The sequence below is a fragment of the Marinobacterium sp. NO-S09 genome (genome assembly GCF_059179545.1).
In genome coordinates, this window is sequence record NZ_CP168954.1 from 3049957 (window position 1) to 3074979 (window position 25023).

Here is a 25023-nt window from a genome sequence, read left to right on the forward strand (position 1 = left end):
GGGTCTCCGCTTTGAGTTGCTGGCTTAAAAGGGTGCGTCAATATCCTGCATGCCCACATACACCGCCTTGATCTGGGTGTAGTGGTCCAGGGTTACGCGTCCATTTTCACGGCCAATACCGGACAGCTTGTAGCCACCCACCGGCATTTCAGCGGGCGAGGCACCATAGCTGTTGATCCAGCAGATTCCTGCCTGGATACGATGAATAATACGATGCGCACGGCGCAGGTCATTGGTGAACACGGCTGCTGCCAGCCCGGTGTCCGTATCATTTGCGCGGGCAATCACTTCCTCTTCGTCATCGAAAGTCAGCACCGACATCACCGGGCCAAAGATCTCTTCCTTCACGATAGTCATGTCGTCAGAGCAGTCGGTGAAAATGGTAGGCTGCACGAAGTAGCCGCCTTTGCATGAGTCCGGCGAGAAGGCCTCACCACCACAGGCCAGGGTTGCCCCCTCTTCCAGGCCCTTGGCGATATAGTTCATCACCAGGTCACGGTGTTTTGCCGAAATCAGCGCGCCAAAGTTGGTGTCAGGGTCCATGGGGTCACCCGCCTTGATGTTGTTGGCGGTCCGCTCCAGTAGACGCTCCATGAACTGCGGGTAAATGGCCTTATGCACGAACACACGGGTACCGTTGGTGCAGATTTCGCCCTGGGTGTAGAAGTTGCCCACCATCGCGGCCGAAACGGCATTTTCCAGATCGGCATCATCAAACACGATCAGCGGGGATTTGCCGCCCAGCTCCATGGTGACATCTTTCAGGGAGGAAGCCGCCGCCGCCATCACTTTCTGACCGGTGCCCACTTCGCCCGTGAACGAAACCTTGGCAATCGCCGGCTCATGTGTCAGCCAGCTACCAACCTCGGCCGCGCCCTGCACGACGTTAAACACGCCTGCAGGCACACCCGCTTCAATGAAAATCTCCGCCAGTTTGACGGCACCCAGCGGCGTTTCTTCCGAGGGTTTGAAGATCATGGCATTACCGCAGGCCAGCGCCGGGGCCGATTTCCAGCAAGCAATCTGCAGCGGGTAGTTCCAGGCACCGATACCGGCACAAATACCCAGAGGCTCGCGGCGGGTGTAATAAAAATCGCCGCCCAGATCCTGCTGATTGCCTTCGATGGAGGGCGCCAGCCCGGCAAAAAACTCAATCGCATCCGCGCCGGTCACCACATCGACCGCTTCCGCTTCCTGCATCGGCTTGCCGGTATCACGCACTTCAATAGCCGCCAGCTCATCATTGCGCTCACGCAGCAGGGCCACCGCTTTCAATAGAATCCGACTGCGCTCCATGCCACTCATGGCAGACCACTGGGCAAAGCCTTCGCGAGCACTCTCAATCGCGGCCTGCTGAATTGATTCGCAGGCCACTTCGACTTCATAGATCACTTCAGCCGTTGCAGGGTTAACCACCGGGAAGGTCTGGCCGCTGGTGTTGGCCAGGAAACGGCCGTGAACAAAGTTCTGAATGCGTGGAAGCGTGTGGGACATAAAAAACCGTCAAACCTCAGATTAAGAATTTGTCTTGCTTGCCTGCGCCCGCGCCTGGGCCAGACTTTCCTGCACAAAGCGCTTACACAGGCGCTCACCTGCTTCAAAGTTTTCCTGCGGATCCAGGCTCAAGGCACTGCGCAGCCAGAAGCCGTCAATCATCGCAGCCGTTTGCCGCGCTGCAGCCGTTGCTTCATCAGGCGCCATCACCTGGGCAAATGAATAACGCAAATTGCTGTACAGACGCGCGTTGTTGATCTGCTGCAGCCGTTTCAAGCCCGGCTCATGCATTGCCCTGGCCCAGAAACTGAGCCAGGTTTTGGCCGCCAGCGCCGAACGCTGAAATTCGGAGAAATTGGACTCGATAATGCAGTTGAGTCGCTGCTCAGGCGTACCATCGTTGTTGGCCATGCGAACACGCAGCTCCTTGCCCAACTGATCCAGCAGGTGACGCAAGGCCGCTTCAATCAAACCCTGCTTGCCACCGAAGTAATGGCTAATTATGCCGGAGGACAGACCCGCCCTTTTGCTGATGCTGACGATGGTCGTGTTCTGCATTCCCAGCTCGGCAATCGATTCCATGGCGGCATCGATCAGTTGCTGTTTACGCGTATCCTTAACTCCGATTTTTGGCATGGCGAGGGCACCAATTTTTATTGATTGAACGTTCAATTAATAAAAATACTAACCAATCCCCGATCGGGTTTCAACACCTGACCCGAAAAGCGAGATGAGAGAAAAGAGTATAATTGGAGGGAAATCGCGATTTTTAGCCGCTAATTAGCGATTTATTATTTGCTGGAAAGATTCTTGCTCATCAGGCATCGCGGCAGACTTTGCCCACGTACCTGAACGACTTCACGCTTCACCACCTCAAAACCGAACCGTTTGAAAAAAGGTTCGGCTGTAAGGCTGACATGTGCATGCAGAGCGTTCAGTCCCAGGCGTTGCGCCTGGACTTCGATATGGGCCATCAAGCGCGTGCCCACACCCTTTCCCTGAGCCTGCCAATGGCAAAAGAAGTGATCAATGAGACCATCGGGCTGCAAATCTGCATACCCCAGGATGCGGCCCGACTGCGCGACGATGAAAGGACGGTTATGATCGAGAAGCGCCTGCCAATCCAGCGGATCTATTGCCTCGGGTGCCCAGGCTTCAACCTGAGCAGCCGAGTAGTCTCGCCGGTTCACCCAACGCACCGTATCAAAGAACAGTCGCCACAGGGCTGGTGCATCCTCGGGTTGGTAATCCCTGAGATGCACCTCCTCCTCAGTGAAAATCGACGTCACCATCAACGCTCGAATGTGTAGAGGATATCGCCACCGCTGCCCAGCTCGCTGCTTTGCGCTTCAACACGCCAGGTATCGGTCAGCGTATACTTGAGACTCAGAGTATTCACCGCATCCATAACGCCGATGCCATAGCGCAGGTAAAGTCGCGGCGACAGATATTTGCCGATGAAGAAGGACGAGCCATCCTCCTGGTCGTTACTGTCGAAGCCCAGTTCATCAAGGGTTAGTGACTCTCGCAAGTTTTCGGTAATGCGATTGCCACCGGCCATGCTCATCGACAAGGCCATGCGCGTCAGCATCTCCTGTTCGGAAGATGAGCTTTCGCCGGGCGCCTTACCCAACAACAGGTAAGACAGCACGCTGCTGTCAGGCATGGCCGGCTCGCCATAGAGCTCCATGCGCGGTTCTCTCAGCGTGCCATTTACATTGGCACCTACAATCACATTTTCAACTTCCCGGCCGATACGCAAATCCAGCCCCGGGTTATCGACAGGGCCACCGGTGAATACCAGGCTGCCGCGACGGATCTCCAGGTCCTGCGCATAGAGGCGGTACTGGCCACTTTCAACCTGGATACTGCCACTGGCTCGTGTCGCCTTGCCCGGCGACTCCAGCAGTTTCAGCTTACCCAGCAAGCGACCTTCAAAACCCAGGGCATCGACACGCACATCATCACCGAGAATCACATCCAGCTCAGCGTAAACGGGCACTACCGGTTCCGAAGTCAAAGGTTCGCCACCTTCGACAATCACTACATCCTTGTTTGGCGTAACTGCGCTTTCCCTGGATTCAGGGGTCGCAATCAACGCATGCGGGATCGTCAGCGAGCCCCCCAGACGAATAGCCTGAGGTGTCAGGCTGAGATTCAGATCAGGACTGATCTCAACCTTGGCCACATTGGTATTCATCGCTTCAAACTTATCACCGGCAAGAGTCAGCAGGCCTTCCTTTTGCGCCAGGTTGTAGCTGCCATCAAGCTTCAAATTTCCCTCACCGGAACCGAACAGGCCTGAAAATTCCAGCACTTCGCCGTTATTGACCGGGCGCACACTCAGTTCCAGCGGGCTCAGCAACAGCCCAGCGGCCGGCACCTCCACGTTGCCATCGGTAAAGGCCAGCTCACCGTTAACCACCGGAGCGGACAGGCTGCCAGACAGACCAAAATCGGCATTCAGCTGCCCTTGCATGTTTTGCACATCGGGCACGACCACTTCGACAAGGCTCAAATCCGTCGCCGACAGTGAGAGCTGCCCTTTCAGGGTCTGAGCACCACTGAGCCCGGTCACATCCACATTCAGTCCCAACTCGCCTTTCACCAGTGAGAGTTCGGTATTGGCTTCTACCCTGAGACGATCTTCGGCCAGTCGCGCCTGTACATGTATCGGCTCCAGCGGCAGAGACTGCTCACTGGCCGCCGGGGTCAGCTTGCCGGCAGTCGTAGTAAGTTCCGCATCCAGTTCCGGCTGGCCACCCGGAGACTGGTTGAAAGCGATCTGTGCAGATAAACGAGGTGTCAGCTCGGCCCCCTGCAAAAAGGGTTCAAGCAGGGACAGCGCCAACTCATCCAAACGGATATTGGCCTGGGTTTGTCCGGCAAAGGTACCGGCCGCATCGACACAGAGCCCGCCCCCCTCGGTTTGTTCATCAAGGCACAGGCGCTCCAGCTTGAAATCCTGCGCAGACAGAGACAAAGGTGCCGAGCCTGTTGAGCGCCAGTGGCTCAAAGACTCAGGCTTGGCATCCAGCAAACTGATCTGTCCCTGCCAGGATTGTTGCTCGGCCTGCCAGCCACCATCAAGCGCCAGTTCCAACTGGCCGGCGCTGGCATCCACATCCAGTCTGAGCTGATGCTGCTCCGGCTGCCCGGTCAGTTTGAGATTCAGGCTGGACACCAGTTGCCCGGCCGCTTCCAGCTGCTGCAAACGCAGATCGGCGCGCCAGTCCTTTTGCCCTGACAGGTCGATCTCAACCGGTCCCTGCAGTTGTTGCAGACTGAGTTGATCAGCATAGCGGACGCCCTGAACCTGTACCCTGGCACTGACAGACGGCGTTGTCAGCGGCCCGCTGACCTGTCCCTCCAGCTTGACGCTACCGGCAGCATCGGGCAGCAGCGCCGCCAGGTCCGGCGCATTGACACGCCAACCGAGATCGAGTGTCTGCAGACTAACCTGACCATCCGCTTCGGCATCAGCACCGGCATAATTCAGCTTGATGGCATCCAGCTGCCAGGACTCAAGATCGCCACTGACTTTGCCGCTCAGGCTCACCGGCTCATTGCGCAGCTGGCCATCAAGGCGCGCTATATCCAACACCAAATCAGTCGTGTCAGCCAGACTGACCTCACCGCTCAACGCCAGCCCCAACTGCCCGGGCCACTCGGGGTGTACCAGTGAAGGGTCGATACCACTGGCATCCAGTTGATACTGGACTTGCAAAACCTCAGCCAGACCCAGCTGGGCCGCAAGGTTGAGCCGAGTATCGGCTTGTTGCAGGCTCACATCCGCTGACGCAGTTCGCTCTGCGCCGACAAAATCTGCATTCAGATCCAGCTGGAAGGGTTTGCTTTCCTGCCAGTGACCAGGTGTCCACCAGTCCTCTATCTGACCGCTGACGCGCCCCTGCAGCTGACTGAGAAACTGTTGTGACGGATCGGTCCAACCCGACAGGGTAATTCGGCTCTCGGCCTGGTTGGCCTCAAGGCTGTCCAGCACAACACGATTGGCTTCCGAGTGAGCCTGCAGCGACAGGCTGACAGGTGCAGTCACCAATGAGCCATCCTGCAAAACAGCCACTTCCTCCAGCCTGAGCTGCTCAAGACGGAACTGCAGTGGCAACTCAAAACTGGGCAGTTCAGGCAGAACGGGGCCAGCACTAGATTCGGGCTGCGGTTGCTCACCGGCAGGTGCAGGCAGGTCCAGTTGAACGCGGCCAAGGCTGATTTCATCGACCTGAAGCTGTTTGTCCAGCAACGACCAGGGCTGCCAGGTAAACCTGAGCTGCTCCAGGGCAAGTGTCTGGCCCGGAAGCGTCAGATCAATCTGATCAATTTCCAGGCTATCGGTCAGCGTCCCCTCTATTCCCTGCAAGGATACCTGAGGCACAAAATCGTCCACCAGCCCAAGCGCAAAACGTGTTCCCGAGGGCAGGAACAAGATGGCGGCCACCATGAGTAGAACGGATAAAATTACAAACAGCATGCAGCCCAGGCCCCAGCGTATGATCGGTCGAATCATAGGTCAGGCCCCAGGGTGAAATGAAGACGCACACCCGAATCTTCCAGCGGTACGGCCAGATCCAAACGAATAGGTCCAATGGGCGACAACCAGCGCGCGCCTACACCAGCACCGGTTTTCAAGTCCACCTCCTTGTCATCAAAGGCATTACCGGCATCAAAAAATACAGCCACGCGCCATTTATCCTTCACCAGATAGTCAACTTCGACGCTGGCGGCAGCCAGGTAGCGGCCACCAATCACATCGCCGTCCTTCCCCTCAGGCCCGAGAGACTGATAATCATAACCCCGCACGCTGGAGTCACCGCCGGCATAGAAGCGCAGAGAAGCCGGCAAGTCATCAACGGCATCCACCAGAGTGATGCCCAGCTCGGCACGGGTCAGCAAGCGCCAGCGTTCGGCAAAGCTGTCAACCCGTTTGGTTCGCATATCGAACTGAATCAGGTCTGTATCCGACAGCAAGGCTTCGGATGCGGCCTGAACACCGAATTCCAGAGAGTACCCCTTGGACGTGTTCAGCAGATTATCGGCCCTGGTGCGACTGAAACGGGCACTTGGCAAAAGCAAGGTAGAGTCTCGCTGCTCGCCTTCAAAATCCCAATCTTCCTGCTGCCATTCCAGCCCCAACACGCGCTCCCAATTTGCGAACTGTTTTTGCCAACTGCCGCCAATGCCGACCGTGCGAGCATCGATGGTATCCGAGCTCTCATCTTCCAGTCTTAATGTCAGGGCAAAACGGTCGGTTACCGGGTTACTGCCTGGAATCAGGTAGGTGGTGTAAAACTCCTGCTTGATTTGGGACATGCGCAAACGGGTATCCAGGGAGTGTCCACGCGAGTTGAGCCAGCGACGATTCACCCCCAACTGAATCCGTGCCCCCGTATCGGTGCCATAACCTGCACCACCGCCGTAGAGCGTTTGCTTGCGTGGCCCCAGACCAATGTGGATGGGCACCATGCCGCCCTCACGCTGGTCCAGCAAGGGCCGAACTTCCACATCGCCGAAGTAATTACTGTCGATCAGATTGCGCTGTAGTGTGACCAGCTGGGCGGTATCGACCGGGTCACCCGACTCAAACGGCAAATAGCGGCGCAACAGCTTTTCAGACACCGGAGCTTCATCAAAGCGGATATCACCAATGCTGGCACGGCTGCCGGTGTGATAGACCAGCTCAATTTCGGCACGGTTGGTTTCGGGGGACACCTGAACACTGGAGGTTGTGAAATCCGCATCATAGTAGCCCCTCTCAGATGCGCGGGACTGTAACTGGGATTTGAGGGCACTGTAGTCCTGATGCAGGAAGGGGGCGCCTTCCTTAAGCGCACTGTCAGCCAACACGCGCTGCAACTCTTCATCACCCTGCCCGACGCCGTCCAGGGCAAGATGAAGCTTGCCAATGACCGTGCGGGGACCCGGGTTGACCTCATAGGCGGCGAACCAGCTTTCTTCCGGCCCTGTGACAGACAATTCAAGGTTCAGCTCAGGATTGTAGTAACCGAAGGGTTGCAGGGCCTGGCGAATTTCCGCTTCTGACTGCCGATGCAGATAGTTAAGCCGGCCAGGGCGTGGCAGGTTTTCTCTTTCCAGGGCATCGTCAATCGTGAGCATGGCACGCACGTTGGATGCCAGTGGGTCTTCAAGACCACTGAGGCGAAATTCAGCGGCTGATAATGCCGAGCTTCCCAGCAGTACAACCAACCCCGCGAGCAGCTCTTTTCCTTTGTGTTTCACGTACTCTTGTCCACTCCATTGCTGAAACCGCCAAAACACGGCCAGTGTAACCGATTGCAGGACCGGGTGTCCGTCCCGGGGGTTTCAATATTGCTGTTATAGAGTAACATTCAGAAAATTCTCCAGCTTGAGGCTTTACCATGAACGCTTTGCTGAAATCGCTTCCTTTGTTGCTTGCCACCAGCACTGCTCTGGCTGCGCCACACCAGCACGGCCAAGCTTATCTCGACATGGTACTGGAACCTCCGACGCTGCTCATCTCAATCAGTTCCCCACTGGCCAACCTCACAGGGTTTGAGTACCAGCCAGTGACAAAAGAGGAACAATCCCTCTGGGAGCAGGTCAAGCAGGATATGCAAACGCCTGATTCACTTATACGCTTGCCAGAGGCAGCAGATTGCTCACTGAGCAGAGTTTTACTGCAAAGCCCCTTTGCCACGGCCGAGCCCAATGACCATCACCACGGTGACCACCAGCATGCTGATCTGATGGCCGAATATCAGTATGTCTGTGCACGTGCCGAAGCCCTGCGCCAGCTGGAACTGCCCATCATGCAAAAATTTCCTGATATTGAACGCCTGAGGCTTCAATTCATCGCCCCGGATCGACTGCACCGCATCGACATCAATGCCGGCCAGGATCACGTGGAACTGCCATGAACTCGGTGCTGAGCCTTACCGATGTCCGCTTCGCCTGGCCAGAGGGCCCCCAATTAATAAACATAGATGCTCTGGAGCTCACAGCCGGCGAACACCTGTTTATACAAGGGCCTTCCGGCAGCGGTAAAAGCACCCTGCTCAACCTGCTCGGTGGCTTCCTGGCCGGGTATCAGGGCCAGATCCAGGTTGCCGGGCAGGTGATGGATGAGCTGTCGCGGCGCCAGCTTGACCAGCTAAGAGCAGATTGCTTGGGCATATTATTCCAACAGTTTAACCTGCTGCCCTATCTCGACCTGATCGAAAATGTCAGCCTGCCCTGTCGCTTTTCCAAAGCCCGCAGCCAGAGCGCCAAAACACGCAGTGGCTCGGTGCATCAAGAGGCAGAGCGGTTGTTGGAAAGACTGGGTCTGGATGTATTGGCGCTGAAGAAACGCCCAATCACCCAGCTATCCATTGGCCAGCAGCAGCGTGTGGCCGCAGCCCGTGCCCTGATTGGCTCACCGGCTCTAATCATAGCCGATGAACCCACCTCGGCACTGGACCCGCACAACCGTGATCTGTTTATCGAACTGCTGCTGGAGGAAAGCGCCCAGTGCGGCAGCTCCTTGGTATTGGTGAGTCACGACCCGGCCCTGGCTCCCTTCTTCAGCCATCATCTCAGCCTTAAGGCCCAGCCCTGATGCTTTTTTCACTGGCACTGAAAAGCCTGCTTAGCCGTCGCACCAGCCTGATTCTGACTCTACTCACTATTGCACTCAGTACCGCCCTGCTATTGGGCGTTCAGCAGGTACGCGAACAGAGTCGCGAAGCGTTTTTCAGCAGTGTTTCAGGTACTGACCTGATCGTAGGTGCTCGCTCGGGACCGGTTCAGCTGCTGTTGTACTCTGTATTCCATATTGGCAATGCTACCAGCAACATCCGCTGGTCCAGTCAGCAACAGCTGGCCGATGACCCGCGTGTTGCCTGGACCATTCCCCTGTCGCTGGGCGACTCCCACCGTGGCTACCGTGTTGTCGGCACCAGCAACGCCATGTTTGAGCATTTCCGCTATGGTCAGGCTCAACCTCTGGCGTTTGCAAAAGGCCAGGCGTTTACCGATCTGTTCGATGTAGTGGTCGGTGCCGAAGTGGCTGCGCGACTTGGCTACACCATCGACGATAAGATCGTAATCGCCCATGGCAGTGGCAATACCAGCTTTATGAAACATGACAACCTGCCTTTCTCGGTCAGCGGTGTCCTGACCCCCACGGGCACACCGCTGGACCGGGCCGTACTGGTTTCTCTGGAAGGCCTGGAAGCAGTGCACCTGGGCTGGCGTGCAGGTGTTCCCTTGCCCGGGCTGAAAATCACACCGGAGCAGGCACGACAACAGGAATTAACACCCAAAGAGGTCACTGCCGTTCTGGTCGGCCTCAAATCCAGACTGCAAACATTTCATCTCCAGCGCGCCCTGAACACGCGCAGTGAAGAGCCCTTGACGGCCGTGCTGCCGGGCATGGCACTGCAGGAGCTATGGCAGATCATCGGCGTCGCCGAAAAATCCCTGTTGGTGGTCGCCTCGGCCGCTTTGCTGACCGGCCTGATAGGGATGCTTGCATTGCTTCTGGTTGGCATGCAGCAAAGGCAACACGAGATTGCAGTGCTCCGGGCACTTGGCTGCCCCCCCTGGCGTGTAGCACTGCTGCTGGTTCTCGAGTCGACACTGCTAACAGCCGCCGGCACACTACTGGGTATTCTTTTGCTGCAGGTGATGCTGATGGCGATACGCGGCCCACTGCTGGATACCTTCGGCATCTATCTGCCACTGGCACCCCTGTCATCACAACAGTGGCTACAGTGCCTTGCCATCCTGATATTGGGTACACTGGCAGGTCTGGTTCCCGCACTTAAAGGCTGGCGCCAGGCGCGAGCCAACCACCTGATACGACACTATTGAGGAAACTGGATGAAACGCCTGCTGGCACTGCTATTTTGTCTGTACATACCACTCGGCTGGACCGAAGACAGCATTGTGATCAATGGTGAAACGGCCACTGAAATCGAGTGGGAGAGCCTGATGCCGCCCAGTTACATAGTCACCCTTGAAGACATGTACAGCAATCCGGACTACATCGACCTGGATGATTACAGTGACAAGGCGCAGCGCATGTTTGATGAGATGATGCAAACGCTGGCTTCGGCACCTGTGGTAGAGGACATGGACGGGCGCATGGTCAGTATTCCCGGGTTTGTGGTGCCACTGGAAGGCGTCGGCGATGTGGTGGATCGTTTCTTTCTGGTTCCCTATTTTGGCGCTTGCATTCACGTTCCTCCGCCACCTTCAAACCAGATTATCGATGTGCATTACGAGCCCGGCACCCGGGTGGAAAGCCTGTACGATGCAGTGCTTATCAGCGGTAGGCTGACCACCGAGGTTTACAGTCACGAGATGGGCACAGCCGGCTACCGGTTGGAAGCCTTCCGCATTCAGCCATACGAACTGCCGGACCCGCCGCCGCCCGAATAAGCAGCTTCAGGCCGTTTCACTCTCCAGGCAACCAACACACTGGTTACCAGCAGCGCCAACACTACCGTTGCGCCTGCTGGCCAGTCCAACTGCCAGGCCAACAGCAAACCAGCAAGATATCCGCATACGGCTCCCGCCAGTGCCCATCTCCTGCTTTGACTTAACTGAGCCACTAATGCAGGTGCGATCAGGGTAACAAATACCAGGTAAATCCCCAGCAATGGCACAGACAGACTAACCAGTAAAGCAAAAGCCGGATAGAAAACGGCATCTTTCTGGCCACCACCTCGCCACCAAAGCAACAGGAACACCGGGGTGATCAACGCCAGTGGCAGCATTTCCGACCAACTGACCCAGAGAATGTCGCCATTTAAGCTACTGGCCAGACGCTGGCCGCCATGAGGGTCGGCCGTCAGCACCAACAGGCATACAGAAGCCGCTGCCACATAGAGTAGTCCGATCAACGCTTCCCGATATTGCGAAAAACACTGCGCCAGTCGCCCCACGAGCAAAGCCCCCAATATGGCCAGCAGCATGCCGCAGAAAATCGACAGCATACTGCCTGCTCCCATCTGCTGCGCCAGCAGGCTTCCCAGTGCGGCGAGCTGGGCAATGGCCAGATCGATAAACAGAATGCCACGCGCCAGCACTTGCATGCCAAGCGGCAGATGGGTGCAGAGCACCAGAAGCCCCACAACCAGAGGAGGCAGAAGAAGTTCCAGTTCAACCAGCACGTTCAAGCTCCAGCAATTGCTGCAGCAGATGCTCAAACAGGTCCGCCGGTGTCACTAATCCCTCGTCGGGCGCCGTGGTTGATGGCAGCGACAGCACCGGCACACCGGTTCGCTCTGACAACCAGTTTGCACTCTGTGGGTCCTGATACCAACTGTGCACGATTGCCAGTGGCCTGTCCTGCTCCACCTGTTTGACCAGTGTAGACAAGTGTCCGGGTGTTGGCGGTACGCCCGGTTTAGGCTCCAGGTCGGCAACCACGTCCATACCCAGCCAGCGCCAGAGATAGTCAAAGGTCGTGTGCTGCACCACCAGCTTTTTACCTCGCAGCGGTTCGGCACGCTTCTTCCAATCAGCCAGTTTTTGGTCCCACTGCATGGACCAGCGCAAATAGCCTACCTTATAGGCATCTCGGCGCTCGGGATCCAACTGGGCCAAACGTTGACTAAGCACAGCGCCGGCCTGACGCATGCGTTCGGGGTCCAAATGCAGGTGCGGGTTGCCCTCGGGGTGCACATGCCCTGCCCCAAAGGACACAGATTCGAATTTATCGATGGTTTCCACCCAGTGGGCTACATAGAGCATGCCCGGTTGGCCAGGCTGTACATCCGGGTTGGCCGCACGTTGCTGCAGGGCCGGCAGCCAGCCGGCTTCCAGAGCCGCACCACTGCATACCGCAAGGTCTGCGCGACGCAAACGGGCAATCAGGCTGGGGCGCGCTTCTATGTAGTGCGGATCCTGGTACACATGGGTGGCACTGCTGATCTTTGCTTCGGGCGCTAGCACGCCTGCCAGCGAGGCCCATTCAGGCTCGCAGGCAAACAGATTCAACGCCTGTGCCGGCAGCGGCAATGCCGCCACCAGCGCCAGAGCACTCAGCTTAGAACGAATGTGCATCGTGGGCGCCAAAGCTGATGATGTACTGCAGGGTAACGGCATTATCCGCACCGGCGAAGGTTTCATCCCAGTCCTGTACTGCGTCCTGATGGGTATACTGCAAACGCAGGGTCTGGGTATGGGTCGGATTCCAGGCCAACATTGCAGTTGTTTCCTCAAGCTCGCCATCATGGAAATGATCACCATGTCCAAGCTTCAGCTTCACACGCCCCTGGCGCACGCCCACACTCCATTCCGGCGCAAAGCGGTAAACAGCTGAGCCATACCAGCCCTCATGGTAATCATCACTGGACGCGTATTCGTTGAGATCAGTGACACGCATATACTCGGCAGACAGTGTCAGCTGCTGGTCCCGGTTATTGCCACGGGGCGCCCACTTCCACACCAGATCCGCCATATAGAGGTGTTCGCCGGCATATTCGGCGCCATGACTGTGTCCGTGATGATCATCTTCATGGTGGTCATGATGATCGTGGTCATCATGCTCCTCTTCTGCGTGACCCAGCATGCGGTTACGCAAGTAGCTGACCCCGGCCTGCCAACTCTGGGAGTCGGAGATATCGCCCCCCAAAGTAGTAGAAAGCGCCCAGGTGCCTATGGTCGAATCACTTTCAAATTCGCCAAGCTCTTCACCATCAAAGGCTTCTGCACTGACACGCCAGTATAGATCAGTCGGCATGACCACACTGAGCCCTACGCCGTCATCGTAGTAATGTCCGCCCAGAAAGGCGCGGTACATCAGAGGCCGCTCGGTGAAGCTGTCTGCATGGGGATGCTGGCCGTTCAAATAGCCAACATCCGACAGGAAACGACCGCCACGCAGAGTCAGCCCCGCCGGCAGTGCCAATGTCTGCAGATAGGCCTCCTCGATCGAGAAATCCGTCTCTTCCTTATTGGATTCCGCCACAGCGGTGAGTTTACCCATCGCCAGGCTGCCAAACTGCTGACGCAGTGCCAATTCAGTGTGGCTCAGCCCCAGGTCCTCTACACGACCGCCCAGCGCTGTGTTGTCGGATTTGTGATAAGCGTCGACGGTGAGGCTGATGTCTGGCGCCTGCAGTTCCGCATGTGCCTGCGAACCGGCAATAAACGTGAGGGGGATCAGCCAGCGTGCCTTGTGAGAAAACATAATGCGATTACACCTTTAATGTTACAACGTAACAATAACGATACATTTGTTATAACATAACATCAACTAAATGATGATCACTATGAACCAGAAAACTGGCTATTTCCGCTTTAAATACAGGGATATAAAGGAGATACTCGGCAGATCAGCCAAGCTTTTTAAAGGCACCCTGGGAGATAACTTCCGGCGGTACCGGCTTGCCAAAAAGGTACCCCTGCGCCGAGTTACACTGGTGTTGGCGCAAAAAATCACATTGGGCGGCGGTTTCCACACCTTCAGCCAATACTTCAACACCAAGGCTGCGCCCCAGGGCAATAGCACTGATGATAACCGCTTCATCCTTCGGATTACGGCCAATATCACGGGTGAAGCTCTTGTCGATCTTGATTCGGTGCAGAGGAAGATATTTGATTCTGTCCAGCGAAGAGTAGCCTGTGCCAAAATCATCCAATGCCAGATGGTAGCCGGACAAACGCAACCGCTGTAACTGCTGAATGACAAAATCCGGGTCTTTCAGAATCATCGACTCGGTTATCTCCAGCTCCAGCAAGTGTCGCGGCAGACCATACTGATCCACCACCCCGTTGAGGCGCTGGATGAAGTCTGCCTGCAGCAGTTGCTGCGGCGAGATATTGATTGCGACCATGGGCACATCAATGCCGTCGCGCAGCCAGCGTTCTACTCGGCGGCACACGCTATCGATAATCTGCCAGCCCAACGGCACGATCAGCTGGGTTTCTTCCGCAACCGGGATGAACTTGTCCGGTCCCAGAAGGCCAAGCTCTGGGTGCTGCCAACGCACCAGCGCCTCATAACCACAGAGCTGTTCATCTTCCAGATTGAACTGCGGCTGATAGTGCAGTACAAACTGGTTCGACTTCAGCGCCTGCCGCAAGTCCTGCTCCACTTCCAGGTGATAACGTGCATCCGTGGTCAGTTCTTCGCTATACAGCTCATAGCGATTTTTCCCCAGCGATTTGGCGCGATACATGGCCGTATCCGCATGCTGGATGAGGCTTTCAAGATCATGGCCATGACTCGGAAACAGGCTGATACCGATACTGGCAGTCAGCTGAAGGCGATGTTCATCCACCGCATAGGTGCGCGCCGCTATCTCCAGCAAGGTTTCGGCCTCTGCCGTTGCCGCTTCTGCATCCCCCGGAACCAGCAAAATAAACTCATCACCGCCCATGCGGTATATTTCAGATTTCGGCCCAATACTCTGCAGAAAAACGGCTGACAGCCGCTGCAACAAATGATCACCGACCTGATGCCCCAGAGAGTCGTTTATCAGCTTGAAACGATCCAGATCCAGAAACAGCAGGCCAAACGGACTGGCATCCTCCACTCTGTTTACCAGAGATTCATGCAGCCCCTTTCGATTCTGCAGGCGCGTCAGATCATCATGGCGGGCCTGCCAGGACAGTTCCTGGGTTTTCTGCCGCACCCGTGCCTCCAGCAACTGCTCACGCGTGTGCATGGACAGCACCAGCAACGCTCCCAAACAGCTGATACCGACCAGCAGCACTTGCAGGTACATGGCCTGACTGATGGGATGTGCGGCCAGATAGTCGGCACCCGCAAAAGCTTCAAGCTCCCAGGTTTGCTGAGCCAACTGGATGCTGAAGTCGGCATTCAGATCCATGTTGGGCAAATTGATGCCTGCTTTCTGCGACTGGAAAAAAGGTGCCGCGCCGGGTTCAGACGCCCGGAGGTAAACGTTTTGCACACCGGAGTGCTGCATCGCGGCTTCCAGCAACTGGGATACTGTAAAGACGCCGACAATAAAGCCCTTGAGCTCGCGGCTACTGGCCAGCAAATCATTGCCGCCAACAAAACGATACACCGGCTGCAATAACAGCAGTCCGGGCTCATCCGGCGCCTGAGTCAGGTTAAGAATACCGGTGGCAACCGCTTGCCCCTGAGCTTGCGCCAGATGTACCCAGCGGCGCCTGTCTTCCCGAGAGTATAGATTGAAGCCCAATGCCGTCCGGTTGGCACGCAGGGGCTCAACGAACTGTACCGGAATCAGCATATCCTGCTGCTGTATCGGGCCACCGTAGATGGCGTACTCCGGCATTTCCAATAGTTGTGCCGTTTCCCGCTCAAATGCAGCGCGGTCTTCACCTTTTACCAGTGGATCCCAGGAATAGGCGCGCAACCCCGGGCTATTCTCAAGCGCCGGCCTGACCAGCTTGGCAAACTGTTGAGGGGTCAGGTCAGTGGTTTTGGTCAGCTCCTGACCCAGCTGCATCAGCGCACCAAGATTCTTTTGCACCAACGACTGGATACGCGCTTCTATCAGCTGCGCATCCTGTCGAAAGCTGGTTTGCAACAAGCCTGACAGGTGCACCAGATAGATCTGGTTGACGACCAAAGCTGCCAGCAGGATGCCGCTCAGTCTCAAGGGCAGCAGTCGTGCGCCTCTGCCCTGCTTCCTGTTGGCAAGGGAGAACAACGACAGAAACAGCGGCGTTCCCAGAATCACTCCGAAGCTGTCTCCAAGCCACCAGCTAAGCCAGTCGAGCAACAGGCCCAGGCTGCCGCTGGAGTCATTGATAAAGGTGACGGACAGTGTGCCCACGGTCGCATTGATTGTGCATGTCAGCAGACCGCCGTAGAGCAGGTAAAGCAGCATCCAACGCTCACGCTTTGGTGCCAATGGATTAACTTCAAAGCGGTTGATCAGATGAGCAGCCAGCGCCGTCTGCAACACGGCACCCGATGCAATCAGGGCGGCTGTTATTACATGAGGAAGTTCGGGAGTCGTGGATAGCGCGGGGATGAGAACATTGGCCGTTAGACTGCCCAGGCCAACGCCGGGCAAATAACGCAAACCGCCTTTCAGCACAGCTGCCAACCCCAACCCGGCCGGAAGCCAAAGGGGAACGATTTGCTCATGCAGCCCTGTGTTTAGCAAGGCAACGCCCAGCGCAGCATAGCCAAGGGCCAGAAGCAGATTCAATATCAGGGTGCGCAAGGTCGCACCATGGGCTACGGACAGGGTCACATTAATACTCGGATGCCACCAAATTCGGCTCGGTTATCCGATGCTACACAAATTGACGCTAACACACCACACTTACTCGACACGATAGCGACCGTTCGTACTACTTTTGTCGCAAATCAACACTTGTTCGAGATCAAAAAATCTTCAAGTTTATTGACTGGCAGGGGCTTACTGCGCAAATACCCCTGGAATTGATGACATCCAAGGCGCTCAAGCTCCTCTAGCTGATCACGGGTCTCGACCCCTTCAGCCAGCACTGTCAGGCCCAGTTTATGGCCCAGTACAATAATGGTTTCGACCACCGCACTGGCCTCACGACTGGTGAGCAGATCATCAGTGAAGGACTTGTCGATTTTAAGAACATCGATGGGGAAGCGCTTGAGGTAAGCCAGTGATGAGTAGCCGGTGCCAAAGTCATCAATGGCCATGCGTACACCCAGTTGCCGCAGCTCATGCAACATTTTCTCCGGGCTAACCGCCGCCGACATGAGCACGCCCTCGGTCAACTCAACCTCCAATAGCCTCGGAGGTATACCGGTTTCATCCAGAGCACCCGCAACAATCTCGACCAGGTCATGGTAGAGCAGCTGCTGGGCCGATACGTTGATGGCAACACGCGGCGTCATAATCCCCCGTCCACGCCAGTCGGCCAACTGGCGGCAGGCCTCAAGCACAACCCAGCGGCCAATACTGCCGATCAAATTGCTCTGTTCTGCGACGGGTATGAAGTCCGCAGGCGAAATGAGTCCTTCTTCCGGATCCTGCCAACGAATCAGGGCCTCCAACCCGGTCATGGCACCGGTTTCAATATCCCACTGTGGCTGGTAATAGAGGCTCAGCTCGCCATGCTCAAGGGCGTAGCGAAGACGGCGCTCCATATCGAGTCGGCGCCGGGCACTGCTGGTCAGATCGTCGCTGAAGAAACTCAGGCTGCCACGCTGCTCCTTGGCCTTGAACAGGGCCGCATCAGCCTGTTGCAGAACCTCTGCCGGACTGTCAGCGCTGCCATCAACCATGCTGATGCCAATACTCACACTGCTTCTGACTTCAACGCCATCCCCCAGTACAAACCCCGTATCCAGCTGACGCATCAAATCATCGGCCACCGCCGCAGCCTGCTCACTGGCACCAACATCCTCAAGCAGCACGGCAAATTCATCGCCGCCAAGCCGGAACAGGCTGTCCTCTTCCCTGATTCGTGTCTTGAAACGCTGAACCACCTGCACCAACAGCTTATCTCCTTCCAGGTGGCCCAGGCTGTCATTAATATCCTTGAAGTTGTCCAGGTCAGCCATCAACAGTGCAGAGCGGCGCTTGTGTCGACGGTTATACTGAATGCAGTTTCCCAAGCGGCTGAACAGCAAGTGGCGGTTGGGCAACTCGGTGAGACTGTCATAGTTACTCAGAAACTCGATCTGCGACTCGTTTTTCTTCAGCCGTGTCAGGTCTGTGTAGACGCCGACATAGTGGGTGATATCACCCTGGCTGTCTTTTACCAGGCTGATACTCAAAAGCGCCGGAAACGAATCCCCACCTTTGCGTCTCGAAATAATTTCGCCCTGCCAATGCCCTTCAACCTCGATCGTGCGCATAATTTCAGCATAGAAACTCGGTGCATGCAGGCCCGACCTGAGCACGCTGGGCGTCTGATTCAGAAGATCATCCTCAGTCCAGTCGAACATTTCCGTGAAAGCGGGGTTCACCTGAACAATTCTCTGATGCTCGTCCGTGATAATCACCCCTTCTCGGGTGCTGTTCACCACAGCCGCCGCCTGACGCAGGCGGCTCTCTTGCATCTGCCGCTCGGTCACATCAACCAGCACACCTTCAAACCCCACTACATCACCCTCTTCGTTGGTGATGATATGGGTATGATCATCTACCCAATGGACCTGCTGGTCAGGCAGAACCATACGATACAGTTGCGAGTACTCAAGCGCGCCATGCTCAAGGTGGTTTGCCACTTCGGCGGCGATACGTTCGCGATCTTCAGGGTGTATCAACTCTTCAAACACATTACTATCGTGAAGAATGTCCTCAGGATTGACACCCCAGCGACGGATATTGTCGGAGACGAACCTGATCGGCCAGCCTGGCGCATTATCCCAACGCACAAGAACAAAGGGACTGGAGTTGATCACCTGGTTGGCCACTTCCAGCGCTTTGTCACGCTGAATGGAATCCAGTGCAAACCCGATATCACTGACCATTTCTTCCAGAGTTTGCACCAAGCGCTCACCAAAGAACGCCGTTTCGCCGGAATAAAGCGTTAGATTGGCGAAAATCCTGCCATTTTTTCGAATCGGCAGCGCAATAGCTGACCGGCACTGAAAACGCTTGGTGAAATCCAGCCAGGGCGCATAATCAGGGCTGTTCAGGCTATCGTTCTCAACTACCGTTCGCTCTTCGACCAGCGCCTTCTCGCTGAGCCCCCGGCCAGGGTGACGCTGAAAGAGAGCGAACAGGTCATCAAATCCCTGATCAACATTACTTTTGCCGGCATGCGCCAGAACTGTTTGCAGATGACGCTGTTCATTACAGCTACCTACCCAGGCAAACGTAAGCGAATCCAGCGTGACCGCTATATCACAGGCGGACTGGAGCACCTCCTGCTCAGAACGGCTGTACAGTATCAACTGATTAATCTGTGACAGCATGTTGTACAGGCTGGTCTCACGACGTAGCAAACGCTGCTGATGATGCTCCTGCGTCAAATCCTGCACCATGCCGATAATAAACTCGGGAACACCCTCGCGGGAATTGATCAGCCGCACCGATATTCGAACAGGAATTGCATCCCCCGAGGCACTCATAAAGCGCTTTTCCAGCTGGTAGCTATCGATTTCGCCGTTCATGAGCTGTGCAAAAATGCCTTCATCATCGGCAAGGTCATCCGGATGGGTCAGTTCCTGCCAGCTAAGGGCATACAGCTGATCGGCGCTATACCCCAGCATGTGCAGCAATTGCTCGTTGACTCGAATCCAGCGGCCGGTGTTGGGGTCTGCCAACGCCATGCCCACAAACGGCAGCTCAAAGAAGTGCATCATCAAGTCTTCGCGTCGAGATACCTCCTGACTCAGGTGCTCATCGAAACGGGATGCGAGCTTTTGCCGGTAGACCGCCAGCAGAAATAAAACGATCCCTGCAGCTACAACACCTGCCAGAAGGAGTCCAACCCAATGAGGAACTAACAGTTTGTCAGCAAGAAAATGACTGAAGGGGCCGCCGAGCAATGGTGCTGAAAGGACCAGCAATAATCCTGACAGCAAAATGGGAAGGTCAAAACGACCGGTTTCCGAACTTGCCTGACCTGCTTTGCTTATCCGCAACAGCGCAAAATAGAAAAACAACGCCGTCACGACAATAAACAGGCTGCCCTTGATTCGGCTGATAGTCGCGAACAGATCAGCATTACTTCCGGTCAGATAGACAACCAGTGAATCTGATCCGTGAATCCAGAGCAGACCAAAGGCCACGTACAAGGCGACATACTCAAGCAATTTATACGGGCGCTGGCGCACTGTACTCCTTCACTTTGCACTCAGGGGGGACACCACTTGTCCTGTCGCGTTCAAGGCGGATTACCAGGGAATTTCTGCTCCTTGATAATCAAGAAAATTACCACTTTGGGCAGGCTGCAAATCGGCCAGCACCTCCCTCATACCACTGACGCTTTCTTCAACTGTAATCAACGCATTGGGCCCACCCATGTCAGTTTGCACCCAACCCGGATGCAATGCCACCACGTTGATGCCGGCACCCTCCAGGTCGATCGACAGACTTTTCACCGCCTGATTCAGCGCCGTCTTGGAACTGCGATAATAGTAACCGCCACCCGAGCCATTATCGGTAATGCTACCCACCTTACTGCTCAAGAAAGCGATCGTCTTATGCTTGCTGGCGGCAACACGTGGGTACAGGGCTTGCGCCAGCATCAAAGGGCTGAGGGTGTTGGTTTCCAGAACCTGACGCCAAAGCTCTCGCTCCAGGTTGCCAAAGGTAACGCCCTTGGGTCCGTAATACCCTGCATTGTTAATCAGCACATCCAGCGTGGTATCCCCCAAGACACGGTCAAGCGCTTTTATCTGACCATCTTTGGTGACGTCCAGCGTATGCAGGTCGACCTGTTCAGGAAAACGTGCCTCAAGTGCCAGCAAGTCTTCAGCGTGAGCCAGGTCACGACAACAGGCATGCACATGCCAACCATCCCGGGCGTACTGGTAGGCAAACTCAAGACCCAAACCACGGCCACAGCCGGTAATCAGCACTGTTCCAGACATCAACAGCCCTCCTCCATAGATACAGTCTTAGTCAAGCAGTGGATTACCCTTCTGACAAGTGGCATCCGCTTCTGGCACAATCCCTCACCCACCCGACACAGAGACTTCTGCATGCGCATCCTGTTGCTCTCGGCCTACGACGCAATGAGCCATCGTTACTGGCGTCAGGGGCTGGTACAAGCCTTTCCTGAACACCAGTGGACCGTTCTCAGCCTGCCGCCTCGTTACTTTGCCTGGCGCATCCGAGGCAACAGCCTAAGCTGGGCATTCAACGAGCGTGCAACGCTGGAGCAGCCCTATGATCTTATCGTTGCGACCTCCATGGTGGACCTGACCGGGCTCAAGGGTTTGGTGCCAGCCCTGGCAAATACCCCAACGCTGGTGTATTTCCACGAAAACCAGTTTGCCTACCCGGAGTCGGATCATGCTGTTAAAAGCGTAGAGCCACGGGTTCTGAATCTCTATAACGCCCTGGCCGCCGACCGGGTGGTGTTCAACTCGACATTCAATCGCCGGACTCTGCTTGAGGGTGCCCGCCAACTGCTACATAAGCTGCCAGACCAGGTGCCGCCCAACCTGGTGGCGTTAATCGAGCAAAAGACAGAGGTCATTCCTGTCCCCTTGCCTGCAGAGGTATTTTGCCCCTCCAAACCTTCAACAGGTCCTTTGCAGCTGGTGTGGAACCATCGTTGGGAATACGACAAAGGTCCGGAGCTTCTCAAGGCTGCCGTGGAACAAATGCTGTCGAACAATCTGGATTTCAAACTGCACCTGGTTGGTCAACAGTTCCGCCATACTCCAAAGGTTTTCGAGGACATAAAGCAACTGCTTGAACAGCACCAGAAGTTGGGTCGCTGGGGACATATTGAGTCCGTACAGGAGTACCGAGCCCTGCTACAAGGCAGCGATGCAGTGCTGTCCACGGCCCTGCACGATTTCCAGGGTATCGCCGTACTGGAAGGTGTGGCAGCAGGCTGTACGCCTGTAGTACCTGACCGTCTGGCCTACCGGGAGCTTTTCGCGGCAGAGTATCGATACCAGGAACAGGATGAAGCTTCGAGCCTGATGCACAAGCTTCAGCAACTTGAGGCATTGAAACAGGCAGGCCAGTCACTACCTTGCCCAAATATTGAGCACCTGAGCTGGGACGCACTGCGCCCCCAATATGCCAAAGCACTCAGCAAGAGCATCAGACAACCCGATGGTTAGAAAATATTCAGATCCACACTCTCGGTAAAGGGGGTAATATTCGTCAAGTGGTTACTCCGTTTCAACAGTTGAACCAGATGAGAACACCCTTGTAAGGACCGGAGGTCCGACCTGCCCCCCGTGCTGCCCCCTGCTATTGGCCCTAGAGGCGCGCTGAATCCTGCGCCCGAGGAGTGGTCGTTTCACTGTCTCCATCGAGGACATCCTCCGCCACAGCCCAGGGCTCGGCAGGCGACAATTTGATATCGCCCGGACGGGCTGCATAGCGCTCCGAGCGCAATCCCTTCATCAGCCCGGCGATCATGCCCAACACCACAATTGAGAAAGGAAGTGCGGCGGTAATAACGGCCGCCTGCAAGGTCTCCAGCCCCCCGGCAAGAAGCAACACTGCGGTCAGCAGGGCCAATAGAACTCCCCAGAGTATACGGTGCGTCGGTGGAGTATCTGTATCACCGCCGGACAGAATCGTGGTAATCACCAAGGTGCCAGCGTTGGCGGACGTGATCAGATAGGTGCCGATCAGCACGATCAGCAGCGTCGACACGACCGGGGTCATCTGTCCCAGTGACATACCCTCGATAGTCACGAACAGGGCCGATGAAATATCACGGTAGACAGCTTCGATGACACCGCCGTTCTGGAACAGCTCCTGGTATAGGGCTGTGCCGCCGAACAGACCGATCCACACGATGGTAATCAGCGTGGGTACCAGCAGGACCCCCATCACGAATTCACGAAAGGTGCGGCCACGGGAGATGCGCGCGATGAACATGCCGACAAAGGGACTCCAGGCCAGCCACCAGCCCCAGAAGAATACGGTCCAGGTGGCCTGCCACTCGCCACGATGGGTCGCATTGGTATGGAAGCTCATGCGCAGCAGGTTCTGGATATAGTCGCCAGTGGCCTCAACGGTGATAGCGACCAGATATTGAGTGGGGCCCAGCAATAGCATGAACAGGACCGCCGCAATACTGAGCCAGAAGTTGACTTCCGACAGCAGGCGCACACCCCTTGAAACGCCTGAAATGACGGATAGGGTAGCGATCAGCATGATGGTGCCAATGACGATTAATTGCAGTTGGGCGGACGCGGCAATGCCGAACACGCGCTCGAGCCCGGCGTTCATCTGCTGGACCCCCAGCCCCAGTGTGGTAGCAATGCCGAACACCGTGCCGAACACGGCCAGCAGGTCGACCAGGTGGCCCAGGGGGCCATACACACGGTCACCCAGCAGCGGACGCAGGGCAAAGCGGATAGTCAGTGGTTGCTGCTGGCGGAAGCTGAAATAGGCCAGTACCAGGCCAACAAAGGAGAAAATGGCCCAGCCGTTAATGCCCCAATGGAAGAATGAAAGGCGCATGGCGATGATGGCCGCGTCTGCATCGGCGCTGCCGAACTCGACAAAAGGGTTGTCTTGAAACTGCAAAATCGGCTGCGCGACCGACCAGAAAATGATACCCACCCCTGTGCCGGCTGCAAACAGCATGCTAACCCAGGAGAAAAAGGTGAATTCGGGCACTTCATCATCCGCACCCAGACGCACGTTCTTGTAGCGTCCCATGCCCAGCCAGATCATCAGGAAAAGCAGAAAGCCCACCAACAGCACATAGTACCATTCAAGAAACGGCGTCAGCCATTCACGGGTATGGTCCAATGCTGCAGAGGTTGCATCGGTATAAAGGCTGCCGGTGACAAGTGCCGCTGCCAGCATCACAATGGCGATACAGCTCATCCCCGTGTTCATGCCTTTGAAAAAGCCCGATTCAGCCTGCTTCAGCATGGAATCCTCCTTGTGTCCCGTGTATTGGCTGTTGCTGTCTGGCAACCATCATACAAAACCTGGGCACGGATAAAAGAGGACAGCACTAATGCCTGCTAATAATGGCGACCGGCGAAAATCCTGTTGACCAGATGAGTGATCCCGTCATCCGATATTCGCTAACACTCATCATCTTTACCATCCCGGGAACGGGCTGATGCCAGGTCGTGCAACACCTTGAACTGGGTGTTGCACTTGCGGCAATGCCGGCACATGAACAGATGCATGCGCAGGCTCATTTTCTCGCTGGCCGAAAGCTCTCTATCCAACTGTTGTGACATCAGTTCAGTGGCGCGCTTACAGGACTGCATTGTTATCCTCCTTACTGAACCAGCCGTTTTCCAGGCAGGCTCTAAGCTTCAGACGTGCACGATGCAGAATGACCCAGCAGTTCTGCTCGCTAATCGCCAGCGCGTCACAGATTTCACTGGTCTCAAGCCCCATCAGCTCACGCATGGAGAATACCCGCGCCGTGCTTTCCGGCAGGTGCAACACGCAAAAATCGAACACCTGCCAGAAACCATCCTGCATACAGGCCTGCTCGGGCTCGCTCCAGGCCTTGGGCCGTGCCGCTGGCAGCCAGTGCGCGCGCGGGTTGAACAAACCATCCACCTCGGGCATGTCATCCGGATCAAAACCGGTGGTTTGCTCACGGCTGCGATGGCGAATCTCATCGATCAACTTATGCTTGAGAATGCCAAATACCCAGGTTTCCAGTTGTGCCGAGCCGGTAAACCGGTCCAACCCTTCCCAGGCGGCAACCAGAGATTCCTGCACCAGGTCTTCCGCTTGCGCCTGATCGCCCAATTGCAGACGGGCAAACGCCAGTAAACGTGGACGCACCTCGGTCAGCCGGCGCTGGACCTCTTCTGTCTGTGACTCACTTACAGGTTCGGACCCCTTCCCCACTCTCCTGCCTCCAGCCATTTACTCTCGATAACAGGCAACAACAGCCTGACGTTTCACTCAAGTGTACCAACTCTTGCCCTCTATGCCTGCAACAGCGGGCCTTGCGGCAAGAGTCCGAGGCATG

General features: G+C 56.1%; 19 protein-coding genes. 5 read left to right on the forward strand and 14 right to left on the reverse strand.

Annotation, left to right across the window (positions count from 1 at the left end; all coding sequences use genetic code 11):
* Positions 1–24 precede the first annotated feature (24 nt).
* The 5 genes from betB to O3C79_RS14125 form a co-directional block, all read right to left on the reverse strand.
* Positions 25–1494 carry a betaine-aldehyde dehydrogenase gene (betB, locus tag O3C79_RS14105; protein WP_494383617.1) on the reverse strand — a complete coding sequence of 490 codons (1470 nt, stop codon included), beginning with the start codon at positions 1492–1494 and terminating at the stop codon, positions 25–27.
* A 21-nt stretch (positions 1495–1515) separates the two neighbouring features.
* Positions 1516–2130, reverse strand: a complete 615-nt coding sequence (betI, locus tag O3C79_RS14110) for a transcriptional regulator BetI (protein ID WP_076459936.1) — start codon at positions 2128–2130, stop codon at positions 1516–1518.
* A 155-nt stretch (positions 2131–2285) separates the two neighbouring features.
* Positions 2286–2786, reverse strand: a complete 501-nt coding sequence (locus O3C79_RS14115) for a GNAT family N-acetyltransferase (protein WP_494383618.1) — start codon at positions 2784–2786, stop codon at positions 2286–2288.
* Positions 2786–6019, reverse strand: coding sequence for a translocation/assembly module TamB domain-containing protein (locus O3C79_RS14120; RefSeq protein ID WP_494383619.1), 3234 nt, complete (start codon positions 6017–6019; stop codon positions 2786–2788). Before O3C79_RS14120 ends, O3C79_RS14115 begins: the two co-directional genes overlap by 1 nt.
* Complete coding sequence (locus O3C79_RS14125) at positions 6016–7749, reverse strand: autotransporter assembly complex protein TamA (protein ID WP_494383620.1); 1734 nt, start codon at positions 7747–7749, stop codon at positions 6016–6018. Before O3C79_RS14125 ends, O3C79_RS14120 begins: the two co-directional genes overlap by 4 nt.
* Before the next feature lie 140 nt (positions 7750–7889).
* Between O3C79_RS14125 and O3C79_RS14130 the strand changes: the two genes are divergently transcribed.
* The 4 genes from O3C79_RS14130 to O3C79_RS14145 are packed head-to-tail and all read left to right on the forward strand — an operon-like array spanning position 7890 to position 10914.
* Positions 7890–8408, forward strand: a complete 519-nt coding sequence (locus O3C79_RS14130; RefSeq protein WP_494383621.1) for a ZrgA family zinc uptake protein — start codon at positions 7890–7892, stop codon at positions 8406–8408.
* Entirely contained in the window at positions 8405–9088 is a 684-nt protein-coding gene (locus tag O3C79_RS14135; RefSeq protein WP_494383622.1) for an ABC transporter ATP-binding protein, read from the forward strand. The genes O3C79_RS14130 and O3C79_RS14135 overlap by 4 nt, the downstream gene beginning before the upstream one ends.
* Positions 9088–10344 carry an ABC transporter permease gene (locus tag O3C79_RS14140; protein ID WP_494383623.1) on the forward strand — a complete coding sequence of 419 codons (1257 nt, stop codon included), beginning with the start codon at positions 9088–9090 and terminating at the stop codon, positions 10342–10344. Before O3C79_RS14135 ends, O3C79_RS14140 begins: the two co-directional genes overlap by 1 nt.
* Before the next feature lie 9 nt (positions 10345–10353).
* Entirely contained in the window at positions 10354–10914 is a 561-nt protein-coding gene (locus O3C79_RS14145; protein WP_076459946.1) for a DUF3299 domain-containing protein, read from the forward strand.
* Here O3C79_RS14145 and O3C79_RS14150 read toward each other — a convergent pair.
* From O3C79_RS14150 to O3C79_RS14175, 6 genes are all read right to left on the reverse strand, one after another.
* On the reverse strand, positions 10875–11648 hold the full coding sequence (locus tag O3C79_RS14150) for a metal ABC transporter permease (RefSeq protein ID WP_494383624.1): 774 nt from the start codon (positions 11646–11648) through the stop codon (positions 10875–10877). The genes O3C79_RS14145 and O3C79_RS14150 overlap by 40 nt on opposite strands.
* Complete coding sequence (locus tag O3C79_RS14155) at positions 11638–12543, reverse strand: metal ABC transporter substrate-binding protein (RefSeq protein WP_494383625.1); 906 nt, start codon at positions 12541–12543, stop codon at positions 11638–11640. Before O3C79_RS14155 ends, O3C79_RS14150 begins: the two co-directional genes overlap by 11 nt.
* Entirely contained in the window at positions 12527–13672 is a 1146-nt protein-coding gene (locus O3C79_RS14160; protein ID WP_494383626.1) for a porin family protein, read from the reverse strand. The genes O3C79_RS14155 and O3C79_RS14160 overlap by 17 nt, the downstream gene beginning before the upstream one ends.
* Before the next feature lie 145 nt (positions 13673–13817).
* The gene (locus O3C79_RS14165) at positions 13818–16682 is read right to left on the reverse strand and encodes a putative bifunctional diguanylate cyclase/phosphodiesterase (protein ID WP_494383627.1); all 2865 of its coding nucleotides are present in this window, start codon (positions 16680–16682) and stop codon (positions 13818–13820) included.
* A 116-nt stretch (positions 16683–16798) separates the two neighbouring features.
* Positions 16799–20203: an EAL domain-containing protein gene (locus O3C79_RS14170; protein ID WP_494383628.1), complete on the reverse strand. Its 3405-nt coding sequence runs from the start codon at positions 20201–20203 to the stop codon at positions 16799–16801.
* 60 nt (positions 20204–20263) lie between these two features.
* Entirely contained in the window at positions 20264–20962 is a 699-nt protein-coding gene (locus tag O3C79_RS14175) for an SDR family oxidoreductase (RefSeq protein ID WP_494383629.1), read from the reverse strand.
* A 111-nt stretch (positions 20963–21073) separates the two neighbouring features.
* On the opposite strand from O3C79_RS14175, the gene O3C79_RS14180 reads away from it, so the two are divergent.
* Entirely contained in the window at positions 21074–22171 is a 1098-nt protein-coding gene (locus tag O3C79_RS14180) for a tRNA-queuosine alpha-mannosyltransferase domain-containing protein (RefSeq protein WP_494383630.1), read from the forward strand.
* Positions 22172–22313: 142 nt separating this feature from the next.
* On the opposite strand, the gene O3C79_RS14185 is transcribed toward O3C79_RS14180, so the two are convergent.
* From O3C79_RS14185 to O3C79_RS14195, 3 genes are all read right to left on the reverse strand, one after another.
* Positions 22314–23951 (reverse strand): BCCT family transporter, encoded by a 1638-nt coding sequence (locus O3C79_RS14185; protein ID WP_494383631.1) that lies wholly within the window; start codon positions 23949–23951, stop codon positions 22314–22316.
* 158 nt (positions 23952–24109) lie between these two features.
* On the reverse strand, positions 24110–24301 hold the full coding sequence (locus O3C79_RS14190; protein WP_494383632.1) for a zf-HC2 domain-containing protein: 192 nt from the start codon (positions 24299–24301) through the stop codon (positions 24110–24112).
* The gene (locus O3C79_RS14195) at positions 24288–24899 is read right to left on the reverse strand and encodes a sigma-70 family RNA polymerase sigma factor (protein WP_494383633.1); all 612 of its coding nucleotides are present in this window, start codon (positions 24897–24899) and stop codon (positions 24288–24290) included. The genes O3C79_RS14190 and O3C79_RS14195 overlap by 14 nt, the downstream gene beginning before the upstream one ends.
* Positions 24900–25023: the final 124 nt, after the last annotated feature.